The 19,614-nt window shown below is 71.0% G+C and carries 16 protein-coding genes and 1 pseudogene; 4 read left to right on the top strand and 13 right to left on the bottom strand.

The genetic code is table 11. From position 1 onward, the window contains the following. The 9 genes and pseudogenes from VFO68_RS28720 to VFO68_RS28685 form a co-directional block, all read right to left on the bottom strand. Positions 1-2,736, bottom strand: a 2,736-nt coding sequence (locus VFO68_RS28720) for a ThuA domain-containing protein (protein ID WP_325161539.1), incomplete at its 3' end; no start/stop codon positions are given. A 36-nt stretch (positions 2,737-2,772) separates the two neighbouring features. Then, a complete protein-coding gene (locus VFO68_RS28715) occupies positions 2,773-3,873 on the bottom strand; it encodes a sugar phosphate isomerase/epimerase (RefSeq protein WP_325161538.1) in 1,101 nt (366 codons plus the stop codon). 178 nt (positions 3,874-4,051) lie between these two features. Next, positions 4,052-4,642 (bottom strand): polysaccharide deacetylase family protein, encoded by a 591-nt coding sequence (locus VFO68_RS28710; RefSeq protein ID WP_325161537.1) that lies wholly within the window; start codon positions 4,640-4,642, stop codon positions 4,052-4,054. After that, positions 4,639-4,752, bottom strand: a complete 114-nt coding sequence (locus tag VFO68_RS34350) for a hypothetical protein (RefSeq protein WP_414635594.1) — start codon at positions 4,750-4,752, stop codon at positions 4,639-4,641. Before VFO68_RS34350 ends, VFO68_RS28710 begins: the two co-directional genes overlap by 4 nt. Positions 4,753-4,841: 89 nt before the next feature. Then, positions 4,842-6,383 (bottom strand): annotated as a pseudogene (locus tag VFO68_RS28705) (PHB depolymerase family esterase); the annotation flags it as partial. Positions 6,384-6,638: 255 nt separating this feature from the next. Then, positions 6,639-7,466 (bottom strand): carbohydrate ABC transporter permease, encoded by an 828-nt coding sequence (locus tag VFO68_RS28700; protein WP_325161535.1) that lies wholly within the window; start codon positions 7,464-7,466, stop codon positions 6,639-6,641. Beyond that, the gene (locus VFO68_RS28695; RefSeq protein ID WP_325161534.1) at positions 7,463-8,326 is read right to left on the bottom strand and encodes a sugar ABC transporter permease; all 864 of its coding nucleotides are present in this window, start codon (positions 8,324-8,326) and stop codon (positions 7,463-7,465) included. The genes VFO68_RS28700 and VFO68_RS28695 overlap by 4 nt, the downstream gene beginning before the upstream one ends. 5 nt (positions 8,327-8,331) lie before the next feature. Further along, entirely contained in the window at positions 8,332-9,645 is a 1,314-nt protein-coding gene (locus VFO68_RS28690; protein WP_325161533.1) for an ABC transporter substrate-binding protein, read from the bottom strand. A gap of 1 nt (position 9,646) precedes the next feature. Continuing rightward, the gene (locus VFO68_RS28685) at positions 9,647-12,211 is read right to left on the bottom strand and encodes a family 78 glycoside hydrolase catalytic domain (RefSeq protein WP_325161532.1); all 2,565 of its coding nucleotides are present in this window, start codon (positions 12,209-12,211) and stop codon (positions 9,647-9,649) included. A gap of 104 nt (positions 12,212-12,315) precedes the next feature. On the opposite strand from VFO68_RS28685, the gene VFO68_RS28680 reads away from it, so the two are divergent. Continuing rightward, positions 12,316-13,248: an AraC family transcriptional regulator gene (locus VFO68_RS28680; RefSeq protein WP_325161531.1), complete on the top strand. Its 933-nt coding sequence runs from the start codon at positions 12,316-12,318 to the stop codon at positions 13,246-13,248. Position 13,249: 1 nt separating this feature from the next. On the opposite strand, the gene VFO68_RS28675 is transcribed toward VFO68_RS28680, so the two are convergent. From VFO68_RS28675 to VFO68_RS28665, 3 genes are all read right to left on the bottom strand, one after another. Then, positions 13,250-14,863 (bottom strand): MFS transporter, encoded by a 1,614-nt coding sequence (locus tag VFO68_RS28675; RefSeq protein WP_325161530.1) that lies wholly within the window; start codon positions 14,861-14,863, stop codon positions 13,250-13,252. 42 nt (positions 14,864-14,905) lie between these two features. Further along, entirely contained in the window at positions 14,906-15,298 is a 393-nt protein-coding gene (locus tag VFO68_RS28670) for an SHOCT domain-containing protein (RefSeq protein ID WP_325161529.1), read from the bottom strand. A 119-nt stretch (positions 15,299-15,417) separates the two neighbouring features. Further along, positions 15,418-16,002 (bottom strand): hypothetical protein, encoded by a 585-nt coding sequence (locus tag VFO68_RS28665; RefSeq protein ID WP_325161528.1) that lies wholly within the window; start codon positions 16,000-16,002, stop codon positions 15,418-15,420. Positions 16,003-16,112: 110 nt separating this feature from the next. Here VFO68_RS28665 and VFO68_RS28660 point away from each other — a divergent pair, with 110 nt between their 5' ends. From VFO68_RS28660 to VFO68_RS28650, 3 genes are read left to right on the top strand one after another with little or no spacing between them, the layout of a single operon-like run. Next, positions 16,113-16,772, top strand: a complete 660-nt coding sequence (locus tag VFO68_RS28660; RefSeq protein ID WP_325161527.1) for a phosphate ABC transporter ATP-binding protein — start codon at positions 16,113-16,115, stop codon at positions 16,770-16,772. Further along, positions 16,769-17,554 (top strand): ABC transporter permease, encoded by a 786-nt coding sequence (locus tag VFO68_RS28655; protein WP_325161526.1) that lies wholly within the window; start codon positions 16,769-16,771, stop codon positions 17,552-17,554. The genes VFO68_RS28660 and VFO68_RS28655 overlap by 4 nt, the downstream gene beginning before the upstream one ends. Before the next feature lie 51 nt (positions 17,555-17,605). Continuing rightward, positions 17,606-19,123, top strand: coding sequence for a carboxylesterase/lipase family protein (locus VFO68_RS28650; protein ID WP_325161525.1), 1,518 nt, complete (start codon positions 17,606-17,608; stop codon positions 19,121-19,123). Between the two features lies 1 nt (position 19,124). Here the strand turns inward: VFO68_RS28650 and VFO68_RS28645 are convergent. After that, positions 19,125-19,614, bottom strand: a 490-nt coding sequence (locus VFO68_RS28645) for a hypothetical protein (RefSeq protein ID WP_325161524.1), incomplete at its 5' end; no start/stop codon positions are given.

Here is a 19,614-nt window from a genome sequence, read left to right as displayed (position 1 = left end):
GTAGCCGCCGGCGTGGTCACCGCCGTCGGGCGGGGTGGGCAGGGTGCCGGTGCAGCCGGTGGTGGACGCCTGGCCGTGGCCGTGGCTGTCGTGGCCCAGCACGAAAGTCACAGTGACGCGATCACAGGAGATCGGGCCGTCTTCGGGGTCGGTGACGGTGACGGTGAACGGAATGTCGTCGCCCCAGTTGAAGAAGGAGCCGGCGATCGGGGCGTTGACCGTCACGGTCGGGGCGGTGTTGCCGACGGTGATGGTGCGGGTGAGGACGGCCGTCTTGCCGGTGGTGTCGGTGACGGTGAGGCGCGCGGTGTAGACGCCGTTGGTGGTGTAGGTGAATGTCGGGTTGGCCTCGGTGGAGTCGACGATGCCGTCGCTGGTGAAGTCCCAGGCGATGGAGATCGACTCACCGGGGTCCGGGTCGCGGGAACCGGCGCTGGAGAACCGGACCGTGAGCGGGGCCTGGCCGGAGGTGGGTGTGGCGTTCAGCACGGCGATCGGCGAGCGGGTGCCCTTGACGTAGCGGATCACCGAAAGCTGCGCGTCCGGGTTGGGCCGGAAGAAGCCGTCGCCGTACTCCAGCAGGTACAGGTTCCCGTCCGGACCGAACTCCATGTCCATCGGGTTGTCGAAGACGAAGCCGGGCAGGAACTGTTCCACACCAACCAGACCGCCGCGGCCGTCGGTGCGCATCATGAATATCTTGTCCCGGGTGAACTCGCCGAACACCACGGCGTTGTCGTAGTAGGCGGGGAACTTCGTCGCCGACGGCGAGGCGGCGTTGAACCGGTAGATCGGGCCGCCCATCGGCCCGACGCCGCCGGTGCCGATCACCGGCCAGAGGAACGGGCAGGCCACCGGCGGGGTCTGCAGGTACGCGCCGGCGCACGGGGTACGCGCCTCGTAGGTGTACCAGAACTGCGGCTGCGCCACCGCCGGCAGGATGGTGCGGCCGGTGTTGCGGAACGAGTTGTTCACCGGTGCGCCGCAGTTGAACGGCTCACCGGAGGTACGGGTGACGAAGTCGAAGTCGATGTAGGGCAGGCTCGGCGAGTAGCAGTACGGCCAGCCGTAGTTGCCGGCCCGGTCGGTGGCGAACCACCGACCGGTCCCCTCCGGGCCTCGGGTGGCACTGGGCGTGCGCGAGTCGGGCGAGTAGTCGCCGATGTAGACCATTCCGGAAGCGTCCACATCGAACCGGAACGGGTTGCGCAGGCCCATCAGGAAGATCTCCGGGCGGGTCTTGCCGTCGAAGTCCTCCGCCTCGGCGAACAGGTTGCCGTTCGGGATCGTGTAGGTCCCGTTGGGCCGCACCCGGATCCGCAGCAGCTTGCCGCGCAGATCGTTGGTGTTGGCGGCCGAACGCTGGGCGTCGTAGCCGGGCGCCTGGGTGGGCGACTCGTTGATCGGGGTGAACCCGTCCGACCCGCCGGCGTTGGTGTCGTCGCCGGTCACCAGGTACAGCAGGCCCCGCCCGTCGAACTTGATCTCACCGGCCACGTGGCAGCACAGCCCGCGGTCGGTGCCCACCCGCATGATCTGCTGCTCGGTGGCCATGTCCAGGTGCGGGGTGGGGGTTTCCACCAGTTTGACCCGGGAAAGCTGGTTGTAGCCCTGGAAAGGAACCCACACGCTCGGGTCGGGACTGGTGACCGGCGCGTCACCCTCGTTGACGCCGGGCGTGGCCGGGTTGTCGACCGGGGTGGAAAGCGGTGGGGCGTAATAGATGTAGACCCACCGGTTGGTGGCGAACTCCGGGTCGATGGCCACCGACTGCAGGCCGTCCTCGTCGTGCTGGTACACCGGGATGGTGGTGATCACCGGGCTGGCGCCGGATGCCGGGTCGTAGAGCCGGATCTCACCGCCGCGGGTGTTGTGCAGCACCCGGCCGTCCGGCAGCACGGCGAGCGACATGGGCTCACCGGGCTCGTCGTTGAGCGTGACCTTCTCGTAGTTGCCGAGCACGGTCGCGCCGCAGTCGCCGGCCACCGCGCCGGCCGCCCACTGGATGCCGCCGAGCAGGTGCTTGCGGACCGCGGCCACCCGGTAGGATTCGATGGAGTGGCCGATGCCGGTGTACCAGGACCGGCCGCCGACATGGTTCTGGCACCAGGCGATCGGGTGGTCGAAGCCCATCGTGCCGCCGGTGAACGAGCGCTCGTCGACGGTGGCCAGCACATGCTGCACGCCGCGCACGTTGGCCGCGAAGTTGTACCACTCCTCGGTCAGCGTCACGGTGCGCGGCACGGAGGCCGTGGACGGGTGGGCCCGGTCGGCGACCAGCACGTTGCCCTGGCTCACCCCGCTGGCACCGACCGCCCGGGTGCCCACCAGCGCCTGGTAGAACGGCCAGTCCGGCTCGGTCTCGGCGGCGGCGTGCACGCCGACGAACCCGCCGCCGGCCCGGATGTAGCCCTCGAAGGCGCTCTCCTGCACCGGGTTGAGCACGTTCCCGGTGGTGTTGAGGAACACGACCGCCTGGTAGTTGGCCAGGTTGGCCGGGGTGAACGCACCGGCGTCCTGGGTCACCGTTACGGTGAACCCGTTGTCCTGAGCCAGGTTCCGGATGACCCGCACACCGTCCGGAATGGACGGACGGCGCACGCCGTCGGTCTTGGTGAACACCAGCACCTGGAAGCCTTGGGCCGTCGCCGGGGTGGCGGCGAACTGGGTGAGTGAGCAGGCGAGGACGAGGCTCGCGGCGCCGGCCAGCCACCGGCGCCACACCGGTCGGGACATGGGTTCCTCCGAACAGCGCAGCAGGGCAGGGAGGGATCAGCGGCGGTAGATGGTCAGCTCGGACATGTTGGTGTAGCTCAGCGCGGCGAAGTCCAGCGACTGGCCGGGGGCGGCCGGGCCGCCGGGCGCGGTGTCCTGCTCCCAGTTGGGGTGGTGGAAGTCCTGCTCCCCGATGGTCTGGAAGAACTGCTGGAAGTTGATGTCGCCCTCGCCGAGCGGGACCATGTCGTACCCGTTGGCTACCGCCGGATTCTTGTTGCCGTCCTTGGCGTGGAACAGCGGGAACCGGGTGGTGCGCGGCGCCACGGTCAGGATGGGGTCGAACAGGTCGGTCTGCGTGCGGCCGAACCGGTCGGTGTAGGTCTGGTGCTTGAACCGGGCGACGTAGGCCCAGAACACGTCCATCTCGAAGAAGACGTACCGGGGGTCGGCCTTGCCGAAGAAGTACTCCAGCCGGCGGATGCCGGAGGAGCGGGTCGGCTTGCCGTTCGCGTCCAGCGGTCCGGTGTCGAGCAGGAAGCTGTAGGCCACGTCGTGGTTGTGGGTGTAGAGCCGCAGTCCGCGCGCCCTGGCCCGGCGGCCGAGTTCGTTCCAGACGTCCGCGGCGGCGTCCCAGTCCGACTTGTACGGGCTGTTGGTCGGGTCGTTGCCGGTGCCGATGTTGCGCATGCCCAGTTCCTGGGCGATGTCCATCTGCTGTTCGAACGTCTCGGGGTTGATCTGGGTGTGCGTGCCGTTGGCGACCAGTCCGTTGTCGTCGAGGATCTGGCGGATCTCCCGGGGGGTGATCTGCCGGCCCAGAATCGCGGTGTTCTGGTTGTAGCCGGCGAACTCGATCTCCTTGTAGCCGATCTGGGCCAGCCGGGTGAGCACCTGCGCGAACCCGTAGGGCACGCCGGTGTTGTCCGGCGCCGCGGCGATCCGGTCCCGGACGCTGAACAGGATGATCCCCCGGTTGCGCGCCGGGATCAGCGGCTCGACCCGCAGCCCGCCGTGCCGGTCGCCGTGCTGACCGTCGGCCAGTGCCGGCGTGGCCGTGGCCAGCACCGGAAGGCCGGCCGCGCCGAGCAAGGCGGCGGCGCCGGCCGATGCCGTGAAGACGTCGCGCCGGCTGAACGAGCTCTGCTTGCCGTCCATGGGATCGCCACCTTTCTGAGCACGGCCGCCAGCGGCCGCATGCGGCCTGGGATGCCTGAGCTATGTCTCGGATACGGGTGACGCTCCGGATGCGTGCAGCCGAGGTTAGTTACTTCCGCATATCTTGTGAAGACTTTCGTTGAAATCAGTACATAGTTTCCTACTTGATCGACGTAAGTCAGGGCGCGACCGCGACGGCGCCATTCTGACCGGAATGCGGCACGATTCGGCCCGGCCGCAGGTCACGGGCGGCGAGCCCGGCCAGGATCGGCGCCACGGCGTCGATCGTGGCCTGGTACCCGAGATCGTGCATCAGGATGATGTCGCCGTCGGTCAGGGTGGCGGCCGCGTCGACGATGTCGGCGGCGCCTGCGCCGGCCCAGTCCCGGGTGTCCACCGTCCAGAGCACCTCGGCCAGGCCCTGCTCGCCGGCGAGCGTGCGCACCCGGGCGTCGGTGTCCCCGTACGGCGGGCGGAACAGGCCGGGCTCCTGGCCGGTGATCGCGTGGATCGTGTCCTGGGTGCGCGCGATCTCGCCGACCACAGCCGGTTCAGCGAGTTGGGTGAGGTACGGATGGGTGTAGGTGTGGTTGCCGATCCACATGCCGGCGTCCGCGACGGCGCGCAGCAGGTCGGGATGGCGCCGCGCGTGCTCGCCCCAGATGAAGAACGTGGCCCGGGCACCGCCGGCGCGCAGCGCGGTCAGCAGCGCCATGGTGGTGTCGGGATGCGGTCCGTCGTCGTAGCTAAGGCCGACCCAGCCGGTCATCGGTGTGCGGCCCGCGCGAACTCCCGGGCCATCGCGGCATAGGCCGGCTTGGGCAGGTAGCTCTCGTCGAACGGCAGCGCGGCACCCTGGCCCGGGAAGAACGGCGGGATCCAGGAGTCCCGGTCGCCGATGCCCCACTGGTCACGCCGACGCAGCGGCGCACGGCCAGGCAGTTGCCCACCACGGCGGCGTACTCGTCGGCCTGCTGGGCCAGTTTCGCGTCGGTGGCCGGCAGGTCCATCCGGATGTCCAGCTCGGTGATCGCGACGTCCAGGCCCAGCGCGGCGAACCGGGCGATGTTGGCCCGCATGGTCGGCGGGACGTTGCCGAGGATCAGGTGTCCCTGGATGCCGATGCCGTCCAGCGGAACGTGCCTGGCCAGCAACGACTTCGCCAGGTTGTACATGGCGTCGCTCTTGGCGTTGATGCCCTCGATGTTGAAGTCGTTGAGGTACAGCTTGACCCTGCGGTCCGCGGCGTGGGCGGTGCGCAGCGCGTCTGCGATGTAGTCCACGCCCATCGCGGTGAAGAACGGGGTCTGCCGGAACGTGCCGTCCTCGTTGAACGGCTCGTTGACCACGTCCCAGGCGGTGAGCCGGCCGGCGAAGTGCGCGACCTCGGCGGTGATGTGCCGTCGCATGACGCCGCGCAGCTCCGCCTGCGGGACCTGGCTCACCCAGGGCGCCAGCTGGCTGTGCCAGACCAGCGTGTGGCCGCGCACCTGGTCGTGGTTCTGCCGAGCGAAGGCGATGATCTGTTCGGCCGGCGCGAAGTCGAACACGCCCGGGGACGGCTCGGTGGTCTCCCACTTCATCGCATTGCCCGGCGTGACCATGTTGAACTGCCGGCGGGCGACCTCGGTGTAGGGCGCGTTGCTGCCCAGTTCCTCGAGCACGAGCGCGTTGCCGTAGTACCGCCCGGACCGCTGCGCCAACAGGGACAGCGGGACGCCGTCGGACAGGCCGAAGAACTGGATCGTGTACGCGGCAAGGTTGTTCGGGATGAACACCGGCAGGTTGTGGCCTTCACCGGCGATGCTGATCGCCTCGACCGCGACCCGGCCGGACCGGTCGGCGTAGCGGGTCCGGGTCCAGTTCGGCTCCGGCGAGTCGGTGGCGCTCGGCGTCTGGCTCAACCCCGAGACGTTGGTCCACTGCTTGATCTCCTCGCCGAAGTTCGGGTATCGCAGGGTCGTGTCCTCGGTGCCGTGCCAGAGTTGCATGCGCGGGCGCGGGCCGCGGTAGCCCGGGTCGGCGCCGCGCACCAGGTCACCCCATTCCCGCGGGGTCTTGCTGATCCGGCCGTTGGCGCAGTCGCTGTTCCACTCCGAGCCGTTGGTGGTGGCGAAGCAGGCGAACGGCACACCGGCGAACGCCGCGCCGGCCCGGAAGACGTCCGGGTAGTCGCCGAGCAGAACGTTGGTCATCATCGCCCCGGAAGACAGGCCGGTGGCGAACACCCGGTCCGGGTCGGCGTGGAAGCGCCGCTGGGTGTGCCGGACCATCGACACGATGCCGGCCGGGTCGCTGTGCCCGTTGCGTTTGAGCGCTTCCGGCGAGGACACGTCGAAGCAGCGCGAGTCGCGGGTGGCCGACGGGTAGATCACGATGAAGCCGTACTGGTCGGCCAGCGACGCGAACGGCGTGCCGGCGTGGAAGACCGGGCCGGACCCGGTGCAGTAGTGCAGCGCCACCACGATCGCCGGGCGGCGCGCCACGGTGTCCGGCACGTACAGGTGCATCGCCAGGTTCGTGGGGTTGTAGCCGAAGTCGGTGACCTGGACCAGGGTCGCGGCCGAGGCCGGTGGGCTGGTCAGCAGGGTGGTGGCCAGCAGCAACGGGAGGATCCCGAGCAGAACCCGACGGATGGCGCGCATTCCCGACCTCCTGAGTCCCCGAAACATTTCGAGTCTGTTCCGGAATGTTGAACCGCACAAGACCCAACGGGACGAGAAGTCCGTTATCAGATAGGAAGTAGGGTCCGAAACTTTCGGAACTCACCCCTTCAATGCGCCGGCGGTCAGCCCGGCCACGATCTTGCGGTTGGCCACCATGAACATCAGCAGCGGCGGAATGGTGATCAGCAGGATGTTCATGAACAGCAGGTTGTACTGGGTGCTGTACTGGCTCTGGAAGTTGTAGAGGGTCAGCTGCACGGTGGCGTTCTGGTCGCCGGGCAGGAAGTACAGCGGGTTGGTGAAGTCGTTGAAGATGACCACCGACTGCACCAGGATCACCGTCACCGCCACCGAACGCAGCAGCGGAAAGATCACCAGGAAGAACACCCGCAGCGGGCCGGCGCCGTCGATCACCGCGGACTCGTCGAGCTCACGCGGGATCGTGGTGAGGAAGTTGCGGAACAGCAGGATGGCGAACGAGAGCCCGTAGGCGACCTCGACCAGGATCAGCCCCGGCATGGTCCGGAACAGGCCCAACCCCTGCAGCACCCAGATGGTCGGCACCACGGCCGGCGGGATGATCAGCCCGGCCAGCACCAGGACGGTGACCGGACCGGTCCACCGGCTCGGCCGGCGTTGCAGCACGAAGGCGACCATCGCCCCCAGGATCACCAGGATCGTCACGCTGCACACGGTCAGGATCGTGCTGTTGATGTAGGCGATGATCAGCATGTAGTCCCGGGCCGAGACCACGTCGAGGAAGTTGCGCACGAACTGGAACTGGTCCGGCCAGCTGAACTCCAGCTCGGCCGCCTGGCGCCGGTCCTTCACCGCGGTGAGCACGACGAACGCGAACGGGACCACGAACACCACCAGGGAGACCAGGATCGACACACCGCCGAGCAGATAACCCCTGCGCCGCCTCATAGTTCCACCTCCCGGCGGCGCAGCAGCCAGGTCAACGGGAGCACGATCGCGGTCACCAGAACGAACAGCACCACGTTGCCGGCGGTGGACAGGCCGTAGAAGCCGGCCTGGTACTGCTTGTAGATCACCGACGCGATCACGTCCGAGGTGAACCCGGGGCCGCCCCGGGTCATCGCCCAGATCAGGTCGAACGACCGCAGGCCGCCGATCAGCGACAGGATGACCACGGTCGCGGTCGCCGGCATGGACAGCGGCACCAGGATGTTCCGCAGGATGGCGAACCGGCCGGCCCCGTCGACCCGGGCCGCCTCGAAGTACTCGCCCGGGATGGACACGATCCCGGCGATGTAGATCAGGGTGGCCAGCCCGACGCCCTTCCACACGTCGACCAGCGCCACCGACAGCAGGGCGTAGGCCGGGTCGGTCAGCCACGCCGGGCCGCGGATGCCCAGCGTGGCCAGCGCGTCGTTGATCAGTCCCTTGCTGGGGTGCATGAGCACGGTGAACGTGATGCCCACGCCGATCGTGCTGACCAGCACCGGGAAGAACACCACCGAACGCAGGTAGGCCCGCCCGATGATGTTCGAGGTCAGCAGGACGGCGAAACCGAGGCCCAGCACCACCTTCAGGCCCGAGGTGACCACGGCGTAGATCAGGGTGTTGGTCAGACCCTGCACCAGCGCGGGTTCGGCGAAGAACTGGACGAAGTTCTGCGGACCGATGAACTCCAGGTCGAACAGCGTCCAGCGGGTCAGGCTGAAGTAGAACGACGCCAGGGTGGGCAGGATGAACAGCACCGCGTAGACGGCCGCGGCCGGCAGGTAGAACCAGTGCGGATAGGCGGTTGCGGACCGCCGCATGCCGGCTACCAACCGGGCAGGCCGAGTTGCTTGGCCTGCTTGGCGACGTCCTGGTCGTAGAGGGCGGCGCCGTCGGCCGCGGGCCGGATACCGGAGCCCACCTCGACGGTGATCTGCTCCAGCGCCGGGCCCTTCACCGGGGACAGGAACTCCAGGGCCGGTGTGGTCGTGCCGGTGCCGCCGAAGTACGGCAGCATGTCCTGGATCGCCTGCGGCAGATCACTCGGCAGCGGGCAGTTCTTGACCAGGTACGGGCCGTTCGGGGCGTAGGCCTCGGTCTGCGCCTGGCATCCGTCGGGGCTCGCGACGAAGGCGAGGAACTTCTTGGCCGCGTCCAGTTGGGCGCCCTGGGTCTTCTTGGGAACGTAGAGGCCGCCGGGGGTCCACACGGTCAGCCCGTTCTTCGCGGCGTCGTCGCCGGGCAGCGCGAAGAACCCGATGTCCTTGACCTGGTCGGGGTTGTTGGCGATCAGGGTGCCCAGCGCGAAGGTCAGGATGGGATAGTGCGCACCCGCGCCGGTGGCCAGTTCGCGCAGGCCGTCCTCGAGCTTGGCGGCGGCGAAGTCCTGGTTGAGGTAGCCGGCGTCGTGCACCTGTTGCAGGCGCTGGAAACCCTTGACCGCCGCGGCCGAGGTGGCGTACTTGGTCTTGTTGGCCGTGTAGTCGGCGGCGAAGTTCGGCTCGGCGGCGGCCACGTTGTGGAAGTCGGCCAGCACGAACAGCTGCGAGGTCCAGGTGTCCTGATAGGTCTGGATCACCGGAGCCACCCCGGCCGCCTTGATCTTGGCGTTGTTGGCCATGAACTCGGCCCAGGTCTTCGGCACCCGCAGCCCGAGTCGCTGGTAGACCGCACGGTTGTACAGCACGCCACCACCGACCGCGTTGCCGAACGGCACGCCGAACACCTCGTCCCCGGCGGAGACGGTCGGGAAGAACGTGTCCTCGATGTTGCTCAGGAAACCCTCTCCCTTCAAGGAGACCAGGGTCTCCGCCGGCTTGAGCGCCTGCAGCAGCGAACCGGAGTTGTAGAGGAACACGTCGGTCATGTCGCCGGTGGCCAACCGGGTCTTCACCACGTTGTCGCCCTCGCCGCCCTGCGGGCGCAGCTCCACCTTCACCGTGATGTCCGGGTTCTTCGCCGCGAACGCCCGGGCCAGCCCGTCGGCCGGCTTGGTGCTCGCGTCGTTGTTGTCCACCAGGAACGTCAGGGTGATCTTGCCGGACTCGCCGCCGGACCCGAGCGACCCGGGACTGCAGGCGGTGAGGACGAGAGCAGCTCCGAGCGCGAGCGCCAGCGCGCGCCTGCCTACCGATGTCATCTCAAGCCTCCGTTGGCTGGACAGGAACTGTGGACAGGGTCAGCGGGTCGGGCACGCGCCAGGTGTGCCGGCCGTGCTCCACCTGTTGCGGCGCGGACCGGCCCGGCACGTGCACCGTGGCGGTGCTGCCGACCGGCACGACCAGCTCGAGGTGCAGCTCGCCGCCGTCGCGGCGCCAGGACACCGCGGCCTCGCCGTACGGTGTGCGGTGCCGCGCGGCCGCCCAGGACACGCCCGGCCCGGGCCGGGGCCGGATCTCGAGCGCGCGGTATCCCGGGGCGGCCGGGGCCAGGCCGGCCATCCCGCGGTGCAGCCAGTCGGCCACCGCGCCGAGCGCGTAGTGGTTGAACGAGGTCATCTCGCCGGGGTTGACGCTGCCGTCCGGCAGCAGGCTGTCCCACCGCTCCCACACCGTGGTCGCGCCCATCGTCACCGGGTAGAGCCAGGACGGGCAGCCGGTCTGCAGCAGCAGCCGGTAGGCGACGTCGACCTGCCCGGCCCCGACCAGCGCGTCCATGATCAACGGGGTGCCGACGAACCCGGTCGCGGTGTGGAATCCGTTCGCGCGCACGAGATCCGCCAGCCGCTCCCCCGCCTGGTGACGCTGTTCGGCGGTGGGCAGCAGGTCGAAGACCAGGGCCAGCGCGTAGACCGTGGGGGCGTCGCTGCGCACCCGGCCGTTTCCGGTCACGTACGCCCGGGCGAACGCCGCGCGGACCTCGGCCGCCAGCTCCGCGTACCGCGGCGCGCAGTCGTCACCCAGCAGGGCGGCGGCCTCGGCGACCACCTGCGCCGACCTGGCCAGGTAGGCGGTAGCGACGACGTCCGGATCGGCCGCGGCCGCGAACGGGTCCTCCGGTGGCGCGGCGGGATCGAGCCAGTCGCCGAACTGGAACCCGCCGGTGCGCAACCGTTGCGGGCCGGCGAGGCGGGCCACGCAGTCCACCCAGGCACGCATGCTGGGCAGGTGCCGGGCCAGCAGGCCCAGGTCGCCGGTGCGCTGGTGGACCACCCACGGCACCAGCACGGCCGCGTCGCCCCACGCCGCGGCGGCCGGATGACCGTCGCGCAGCACATCCGGCACGACGAACGGCACCGACCCGTCGTCGTACTGCTCGGCGGCCAGGTCGGCCAGCCATGAGCCGAGGAAACCCGCGCAGTCGAACAGGAAACACGCGCTGGGAGCGAACACCTGCACGTCACCGGTCCAGCCGAGCCGTTCGTCGCGTTGCGGGCAGTCGGTCGGCACGTCGAGGAAGTTGCCCCGGGCGCTCCACACCACGTTGTCGTGGAACCGGTTGAGCAACGGGTGCGAACACTCGAAGTGGCCGGTGCGGCGCAGGTCGGTGCCGATCACGACGGCGTGCAGGTCCTCGGCCCGCAGCCCGGACACCCCGGTGATCTCGGCGTAGCGGAAGCCGTGGAACGTCAGCGACGGCTCCAGCACCTCGTCGCCGCCGGCCAGCAGGTAGCTGTCGGTGGCCCGGGCGGTCCGAAGTGGACGAACCGCCAGCTCGCCGCCGTCGAGCACCTCCGCATGCCGCACCGTCACCTCGGCCGCCGGCTCGCCGTCACGCACCCGCAGCAGCACCCAGCCGACCAGGTTCTGTCCGAAGTCGACCAGCGTGGCGCCGGACGGGGCGGTGAACACGCGGGCCGCCGGGATCGTGCCGGTGACGCGCACCGGCGGTCCGTCCGCCGCGACGAGCCGGGTCAGGTCGGTGTCCAGCACGTCGACCGGGTCGGGCGGGCCCGCGTGCCGGTGCCGCGCATCGGTGCGCTGCCCGTCGTAGAGGTCGTCGGCGAGCACCCCGCTCTGCCGGGCGGTCCAGGCGCCGTCGGTGGCCAGCACGTGCCGGTGACCGTCCACCGTGGTCACCTCGAGCTGGGCCAGCAGCGCGAGCCGGTCCCCGTAGAGCGCCCGGCCGCCCTTGAACCCGAGCCGGCCCCGGTACCAGCCGTTGCCCAGCAACGCTTCGAGCACGTTGCCGCCGGGCCGGACCAACTCGGTGACGTCGAATGCCTGGTACCGCAGCCGGTGCGGGTAGCTGGTCCAGCCCGGGGCCAGCACGTGATCACCCACCCGCCGGCCGTTGAGCTCGGCGCGGTAGATCCCGTGCGCCGTGATGTAGAGCCGGGCGTCGGCCACCGCGCCCGGCACGGTCAACTCGCCGCGCAGCACGGGCGCCGGGGCATCGAGCCCGCCGAGGGTGCGCGGGCTGACCAGCCGGGCCACCCAGTCCGCCGGATCCAGCAGCCCGGCCGCCACGGTGGCCGGCTCGCTCCACGGCGACCAGACCTCGCCGCGCACCCGGACCGCGACCCGGACCCGCTCGCGCGCGGCCAGCGGCCGGTCCGGCCACGGCACCAGGACCTGGTCCGCCCCGGCCACCTCGATCTCGCGGGTGCTGCCGTCGCCCCGGGTCAGCCGCACCGCGTAGCCGTGCTGCCGGTAGCCGGGCTCGGCGTCCGGCACCACCCAGGACAGCCGGGGCGCGCGGCAGCCGACCACCGGCGCCGGGTCCGTGTGGTGTTCGAAGCGCAGGTCGACCGGGGTCGCGGGCATCGCACGATCGTCGGTCCGGCGACCGGACCAGAACTAGCCCGAGGTGCACCGGTACTAGCACAAAACACACCTCGGGCCGCTGACCGGCCGTATCGTCGGCAGGCATGGCACAGCCGGTCAGCAACGCCAACGACCTGCTCTACTTCACCGACGGGACGCTCGCCTACGCCGGACACCACCTGCACGACCCCGGGCATCACCTGCACACGCACAGCTTCGTCGAGGTCGCCGTGATCACCGGCGGAACCGGGGTGCACGTCTCGCTCGCCGGCCGCGCCCCGGTTCGCGCAGGCGACGTCGTCCTGCTGCGGCCCGGCGTGTGGCACGGCTACGAGGACTGCCACGCGCTCGACGTGTTCAACTGCTGCTTCGCCCCCGAACTGCTGCACCGGGAACTCGCCTGGACCAGAGAGGACCCTCTGCTGGGCTACCTGCTGTGGACCGGGCCGTACTCGCTTCGGCGCCGCGGCATGCTCACCGCGCACCTCGACCCGGACACCCGCGCCGCCTGCACCGCACATCTGGACGCCCTCGACGAGTTGGGCTCGCGCCCCACCGGGCTGCACCGCGGCGACATCATCGGCCGGCTCGCCCTGTTCCTGGCCGCGCTCGCCCGCACCGTGGCCCGGGACGACGGCGGCGAGGTCGAGGAGCCCACCCGGCCCACCCATCCCGCCGTGGTGCACGCGATGCGGTTGATGGAGGCCCGGCCGGAACAGCGCTGGACGCTGGGCGACCTGGCCGACCGGCTGCACCTCGCCCCCGGCTACCTGGTCCGGTTGTTCAAGTCCGCGACCGGGTTACCGCCGATCGCCTACCTGTCCCGGCACCGGGTGGAACGGGCGGCGGCCCTGTTGCTGCACACCGACCAGTCCATCGCGCAGATCGCGCGCACCGTGGGCTGGGCCGACCAGAACTACTTCGCCCGCCGGTTCCGGGCGCACTACGGCATGAGCGCGTCGGTCTACCGCACCCGGTTCAGCCACAACGCGGTCCGGCTCGGCAGCGGCACGATCGTCAGCGGGGCGGCCACCTGAGTCAGCGGGCCGCGCCGACCTCGTCCCCGGCCTCGGCATCGGCGCCGGCCAGGCGGACGTTGGGCAGGTTGCGGGTCAGGAACAAGCTCAGCAGCGCGATGGCGCTCGCGGCGAGGATGGCGACGCGCAGGCCGAAAAGCTGGGCCTCGGCGTAGCTGTCCACGATGGCGTCGGCCTCGGCGGCGGAGACCGAGGTCTCGGCGAGCGCGGCCCGGACGTCGTCGACCGCGACGAAGTTGATCCCGCCCTGCAGCGCGATGCCCGCCTTCTCCTTGACCGCGGCGGAAACGTCCGGGTTGGTGGTCAGACCGGCCAGCGTCGCGGCGCCGAGGACGCCGACCAGGATCGACCCGATCAGGGCCGTGCCCAGGGACGAGCCGAGGTTCTGCGCGGTGTACTGCAGACCGCCGACCTCGCTGCGCTCGGCGTCGCCGACGCTGGACTGCGCGACGTTGCCGAGCTGGGCGGCGAGCAGACCCATCCCGATGCCCAGAACCGCCATCGCGAGGGCGAAGGAAAGCTCGTTGAGCGTCGGCTCGACCGCCGCGAGCAGCCACAGTGTGGACACCACGAGCACCCCGAAGCCGACCCGGACCACCTGACGCGGCGTGGCGAACCGGTTGAGCAGCGGCGCACTCATCGCCGTGACGAACATGGTGACCGAGACGGGCAGCAGGCGCAGTCCGGTCTGGAACGCGTCGAGCCCCTGCACCACCTGGAGGTAGAGCGGGATCGTGAAGAACAGGCCGAGCAGGATCAGGTTCTGGGCGAGCAAGGTGGACAGTGCCGCACGCAGCGGCGCGATGCTGAACAGCGCCCAGCGCACCAGCGGCTCGCGGCCCTGCGCCTCGCGCCGGCGCAGCCAGGCGCGCAGCAGCGCGAGCGTGATCAGCCCGGCGCCGATGACGAACAGCGTCAGCGGGAACCCGGCGATCGTGATGGGTGAGTCGCGTGGCACCAGCCAGCCCCAGCTACCGCTCTGCAGCACGCCCAGCACCACCAGCGCGAGGCCCACGACGGACAGCAGGGCGCCGACGATGTCCAGCTCCCGGCGCGGGCCACGGGAGGGCGCGTCGTCGATCCAGCGCAGCACCAGGAGGATGAACGCCACCACGACGACCTCGGCGGCGAACACCAGCCGCCAGCTCAGGTAGGTGGTCACCCAGCCGCCCAGCAGCGGACCGACCGCGATGGCCGCGCCGGCCACGCCGCCGATCACCCCGTAGGCCAGCGCCCGCTCCCGGCCGGAGAAGTTGCCGCCGACCAGCGCGGCCAGCGCCGGCAGAACCAGCGCGCCGGCCAGGCCCTCGATGATCGACCAGCCGAGGACCAGCACGAACAACGTCGGCGCGATCGCGGTGAGCAGCGAGCCGGCGCCGTAGACCATCAGGCCCACGGCGAAGGCCCGCTTGCGCCCGATGATGTCGCCGATCTTCCCACCCGTGATCAGGAACGCGGCCGTCACCAGCGTGTAGATCGTGATGACCGCCTGGATGGTCGTCACGTCGGTGTCGAAGTCCTCGACCAGCTGGCTGATCGACACGTTCATCACGGAGGTGTCGAGCACGACCAGGAACTGCGCCGCGCTCAACGCGATCAGCGGCTTCCACCTCATAACAAGGCTCCTACGGCATGGCGCGCCGCCGGTGCCGCAACGTCACTTGAGCACCTTTGCCTTGGCCTGGTCGAACTCCTCGGTCGAGATCGCGCCGCGATCACGAAGTTCGACCAGTTTGGACAGTTCGTCCGCCGCACTCGCGCCGCCGCCGGCTCCACCGGGCGCCAGGCCGCCCATGTATTTCTGGTATGCCTCCACCTGACGAACCTGGTGCTCCATGGCACGTTCGTGCATCGAGCCACCCCGGGCGATCAGGTACACCAGCGCGCCGAGCCACGGCACGACGATCAGGAACAGGGTCCAGCCTGCCTTGGCCCAGCCGGACAGATCCTTGTCCCGGAAGATATCGGACAGGATCGAGATCAGCAGCCAGATCCAGATGAACAGCAGCATGAACCAGAAGACCAGTACCACCAGGTCCCACAGCGACATGTCAGCTCCTCAAGGGCGCACCCGTGGGCACGAACGGAAAGTGCTCGAAGCCTGCATTCCATTGATCGTCGGGCCATCACCCGCACCGGGTGAGATAACGCGGCGGAGGTGACGGCGCGCTAGATCGGGCGGCGGCTCCAGTTCGGTTCGACCCGGGCCCATTCGCGGCGCCACGCCTCGGACCGCCTGCGGTTCATCATGATGTGGGCGACCACCAGCAGCGCGACCAGCAGACCGACCCCGACGATCCAGGACCCGAACGCCACGGCGATGGCGCCGGCCGCGGCCCGGTCCAGGCTGACCGGTTCGGTCACCGGGTCTCCGGCTTCGTCCAGCCAGATCGTGATGGTGGCCCCGGCATGCAGACCGTCCGCGGCCGGCACCGTGCCGGTCCGCTCGGCGCCGTCGGCCAGCGTCCAGCGGACCCGCACGCCGGACCGGTTGCCCGGGCTCTCGCCGCCGGCGCCCATCGACGCGCCCGGCGCGTCCTGCAGGAGGGTGGCCGCGACCTGATGCCGGGCCTGGCGCTGTTCCTCCCCCGCGTGCACCTGGCCGGCGTAGGTCTCCGAGCCCAGCGTCAGCGCGATCGGGACCAGCACGATCGCCGCGACCAGCACCACGAGCCGTAGTACCGCCTCGGCCCGGTCGACCCGCCGCACCAACGCGCCGCGCCCGGGCCAGAGCCGTCGGACCAGTCGTTTCACAGGCGGCTCCCTCCGTCGCGGAGAGCTTTTACCGGCGCGCCGGCGGGTGGCATCACCTGCCTCGGGCGGTTTCCCGGCGCCCCTGACCGTGTCACTGAAAGGATGACGAGGTGGTTGACCAGGACGGCTTCACGTTCGAGGAGGTCGTGGTCGAGCGCGGCTCGGTGCGCGCGCTGGACGGCTTCTCCGCACACATCCCGGCCACCGGCATCACCGTCCTGTTCGGGCCGTCCGGCTCGGGCAAGACCACGGTGCTGCGGCTGTGCAACCGGTTGGAGGTGCCCACGGCCGGCCGGGTGTGCCTGTCCGGCGCGGACCTCGCCGGGTTGGACCCGCTGCGGCTGCGCCGCCGGGTGGGCATGGTGTTCCAGCGGCCGACCCCGTTTCCGGGCACCGTGCGGGACAACCTGACCGCCGCCGCGCCGGACGCACCGGCCGAGGAACTGGAGCGGGCGCTGCGCCGGGCCGCGCTGGACGGGTCGTGGCTGGACCGCGACGCCGGCGAACTGTCCGGCGGCGAGGCGCAACGGGTGTGCCTGGCCCGCACGCTGGTGACCGGTCCGGACACGCTGCTGCTCGACGAGCCGACGTCGTCGCTGGACGCGAGCGCCGCCCGGCAGATCGAGGACACGGTGCGCGAGCTGACCCGGGACGGGATCTCGGCGCTGTGGGTCAGCCACGATCCCCGGCAGGTGCGCCGAATCGCCGACGCGGTGGTCGGCATCGAGCGCGGCCGCCGGGTGGAGCCCGATCTCGGGGAGGCGACATGACGTTTCAGGTGAGCCTGGCCGGGCTGCTCACGTCGCTGGCGCTGGTCGGGGTGGCGGCGGCGATCTCGCTGTGGCAGCGGCTCGGGCTGGAACGCCAGGTGCTCTGGGCGGCGGCCCGGGCGCTGGTGCAGCTTCTCCTGGTCGGCGCCGCGCTCACGCTGATCATCGAACCGGGCCGCTCGCTGCTCTGGTCCTGGCTGTGGGTGCTCGCGATGATCGCCTACGCCGGGGACGTGGCGCGCCGCCGGGCTCCCGAGGTGCCGCGGGTCATGCCGCTGGCCATCGCGGCGTTCGCCGCCGCCGGGGCGATCACCCTGGGCGTCCTGTTCGGACTGCACGTGCTTCCCTTACAGGGCAGGACGTTGGTGCCGGTCGCCGGAATGCTGGTGGGCAACGCGATGACCGCGACCGTGCTCGCCGCCCGGCGCCTGGTGGAGGAGCTGCGCGACAAGCGCGACGAGGTGGAGGCCCGGCTCGCGCTCGGCCAGCCGGCCCGGCGCGCGGCCACCCCGTACGTCCGCGCCGCGCTGCGCTCGGCCCTGTCCCCGCAGATCGAGACCACCAAGGCCACCGGCCTGGTGTTCCTGCCCGGCGCGATGACCGGCCTGATCCTGGCCGGCGCCTCCCCCATGCAGGCGGTGCTGGTGCAGGCCGTGGTGATGTTCCTGGTCCTCGCCTCGGTCGCCACCACGTCCGTCGTGATCACCCTCGGCCTGGTCCGCCGGGTCTTCACCCCGGACCACCGCCTGCGCCCGCTCCCCCAGCCCGCCCGGGCCCGATGAGGCGATTTCGCCGATAGCAGCGGCTCGCCGGGGCGTGGGACGGTGGGACGCGTGGGCCGGCTGGTCGGGATCCTGGTTGCGGTAGTGGTGGCGGTGCTGGGGATGCCGGCGCCCGCGCAGGGGACGGGCGGGGGCGCGCTGGTCCGGACCGACCACGGGGTGGTGCGGGGGACGGTCGAGGAGACGGTGCGGGTGTTCCAGGGGATCCCGTACGCGGCGCCGCCGGGGGACGCACTGCGCTGGCGGGCGCCGCAGCCGGCCCGGCCGTGGCGGGGGACGCTGGACGCGACGGCGCCCCGGGAGTCCTGCGCGCAGCCGGCGAGCGCGGTGGGCAACCCGCAGTCGTTCAACGAGGACTGCCTGTACCTCAACGTGACCGCGCCGCGCCGCGGCCACCGCCTGCCGGTCATGGTGTGGATCCACGGCGGCGCCTACACCAACGGCAACGGCGCGAGCTACGACGCCCGCAAGCTGGCGGTCGAGGGCGACGTGCTGGTCGTGACGATCAACTACCGGTTGGGCGCCTTCGGTTTCCTCACCCTGCCGGGACTGTCCGGCAACCTCGGCCTGGCCGACCAGCAGGCCGCGCTGCGCTGGGTGCGCCGCAACGCCGCCGCGTTCGGCGGTGACCCGGGCCGCGTGACGATCTTCGGCGAGTCGGCCGGCGGCGGCAGCGTGTGCATGCACCTGGCCTCCCCCACGGCAACCGGACTGTTCCACCGGGCCATAGCCCAGAGCTATGGCTGCTCCTGGGCGATTCCCACCGTGGCCGCCGCCGAGCAGGCCGGCGCCGCGTTCGCCACCCGGGCCGGTTGCCCGGACGCCGCGGCCGACTGCCTGCGCCGGGTGCCGGTGGCCGACCTGCTGCGGGCCTGGACCGGCGGCGGTCCGGCGGCCGGCGGGGAGATCGTGCCGGTGCAGCCGGCCGAAGCGCTGCGCACGGACCGGTTCCACCACGTGCCGCTCCTGATGGGCAGCACCCTGGACGAGATGCGGCTGTTCGTCAGCCTGGCCAACGACGCGCTCGGCCGGCCGGTCACCCCCGAGGGTTACGAGCAGACGGTGCGCACCGCGTACGGGGCCCGCGCCGAGGAGGTGCTGCGGCGCTACCCGGTGGCCGCCTACCCCACGCCGAGCATCGCGCTGTCCACCGTGCAGACCGATTTCGGCACCCAGCGGTCCACCTGCGAGCACCTGCGCACGTACCGCGCGGCGGCGGCCCGGCCGTTCGCGGTCGCGGTCTACGCCTACCAGTTCGTCGACCGGACCGCGCCGCCCCTGGTCGACGTGCCCGGCTTCGACGAGGGCGCCGAGCACGCCAGCGAGCTGAGCTTCCTGTTCCCCAACATCTTCGGCCGCGCGCTGACCCCGGCCCAGGAGACGCTGTCCGCCGCGATGGTGCGCTACTGGGCCAACTTCGCCCGCACCGGCAACCCGAACGGCGCCAGACTGCCGGCCTGGCACCGGTTCCGCTCGGCCGAGCGCGTGCAGTCGCTCGGCCTCGGTCCCGCCGGCATCCATCCGGCCGACATCGCCGGACCGAGCAACTGCGACTTCTGGCTGGGCTGAGTCAGTCCAGCCAGCGCGGGTGGCCTTCGGCGTCGACCACGACCAGCGCGCCGGTCCGGTCGTAGCGGGCCGCCCGGACCGCCGGGACGGCACGCAGTTCGGCGCCGGTGCGCAGGTCCAGTTCGTGCGCCTGGTTGCCGGACGTGTAGACGACGCGGGTTCCGTGCGCGGAAAGGAGCGCCTCGCCGGGCACGTCCCGGCGCCAGGTGATCGCGTGGGCGGCGTCGAAGACCCGGATGTCGGACCGTGTGCCGCCGGCGGTCTGGAACAGGTCGGCCACGATGCCGCCGCCGGCGCCGAGCGCACAGGCCCCGGCCAGTTCGAGGTCGGTCACCGGTTGCCCGCGCCCGGTGTGGTCGAGCACCGTGGGCCGCTGGCCGAGCAGCATGGCGGCGCTGCCGTCCGGGGACAGGCAGGAGGTCGTCCCGGTGACCGCGATGCTCTCCGGCGCCGGTTGCCAGCCGGCGGTGTCGCGGTGGAACCACCGGGCG

This window comes from Actinophytocola sp., assembly GCF_035712165.1.
GTDB lineage: Bacteria > Actinomycetota > Actinomycetes > Mycobacteriales > Pseudonocardiaceae > DASYTH01.
The sequence above is the reverse complement of the archived record's forward strand: the minus strand, read 5'-3'. Positions and strand labels throughout refer to the sequence as shown.

Excerpts from the sequence above, each read along its gene's own strand:
- VFO68_RS28715 (WP_325161538.1), bottom strand. The coding sequence starts at position 3,873 with ATGGACGGCAAGCAGAGCTCGTTCAGCCGGCGCGACGTCTTCACGGCA.
- VFO68_RS28710 (WP_325161537.1), bottom strand. The coding sequence starts at position 4,642 with ATGACCGGCTGGGTCGGCCTTAGCTACGACGACGGACCGCATCCCGAC.
- VFO68_RS28700 (WP_325161535.1), bottom strand. The coding sequence starts at position 7,466 with ATGAGGCGGCGCAGGGGTTATCTGCTCGGCGGTGTGTCGATCCTGGTC.
- VFO68_RS28695 (WP_325161534.1), bottom strand. The coding sequence starts at position 8,326 with ATGCGGCGGTCCGCAACCGCCTATCCGCACTGGTTCTACCTGCCGGCC.
- VFO68_RS28690 (WP_325161533.1), bottom strand. The coding sequence starts at position 9,645 with ATGACATCGGTAGGCAGGCGCGCGCTGGCGCTCGCGCTCGGAGCTGCT.
- VFO68_RS28685 (WP_325161532.1), bottom strand. The coding sequence starts at position 12,211 with ATGCCCGCGACCCCGGTCGACCTGCGCTTCGAACACCACACGGACCCG.
- VFO68_RS28680 (WP_325161531.1), top strand. The coding sequence starts at position 12,316 with ATGGCACAGCCGGTCAGCAACGCCAACGACCTGCTCTACTTCACCGAC.
- VFO68_RS28675 (WP_325161530.1), bottom strand. The coding sequence starts at position 14,863 with ATGAGGTGGAAGCCGCTGATCGCGTTGAGCGCGGCGCAGTTCCTGGTC.
- VFO68_RS28670 (WP_325161529.1), bottom strand. The coding sequence starts at position 15,298 with ATGTCGCTGTGGGACCTGGTGGTACTGGTCTTCTGGTTCATGCTGCTG.
- VFO68_RS28655 (WP_325161526.1), top strand. The coding sequence starts at position 16,769 with ATGACGTTTCAGGTGAGCCTGGCCGGGCTGCTCACGTCGCTGGCGCTG.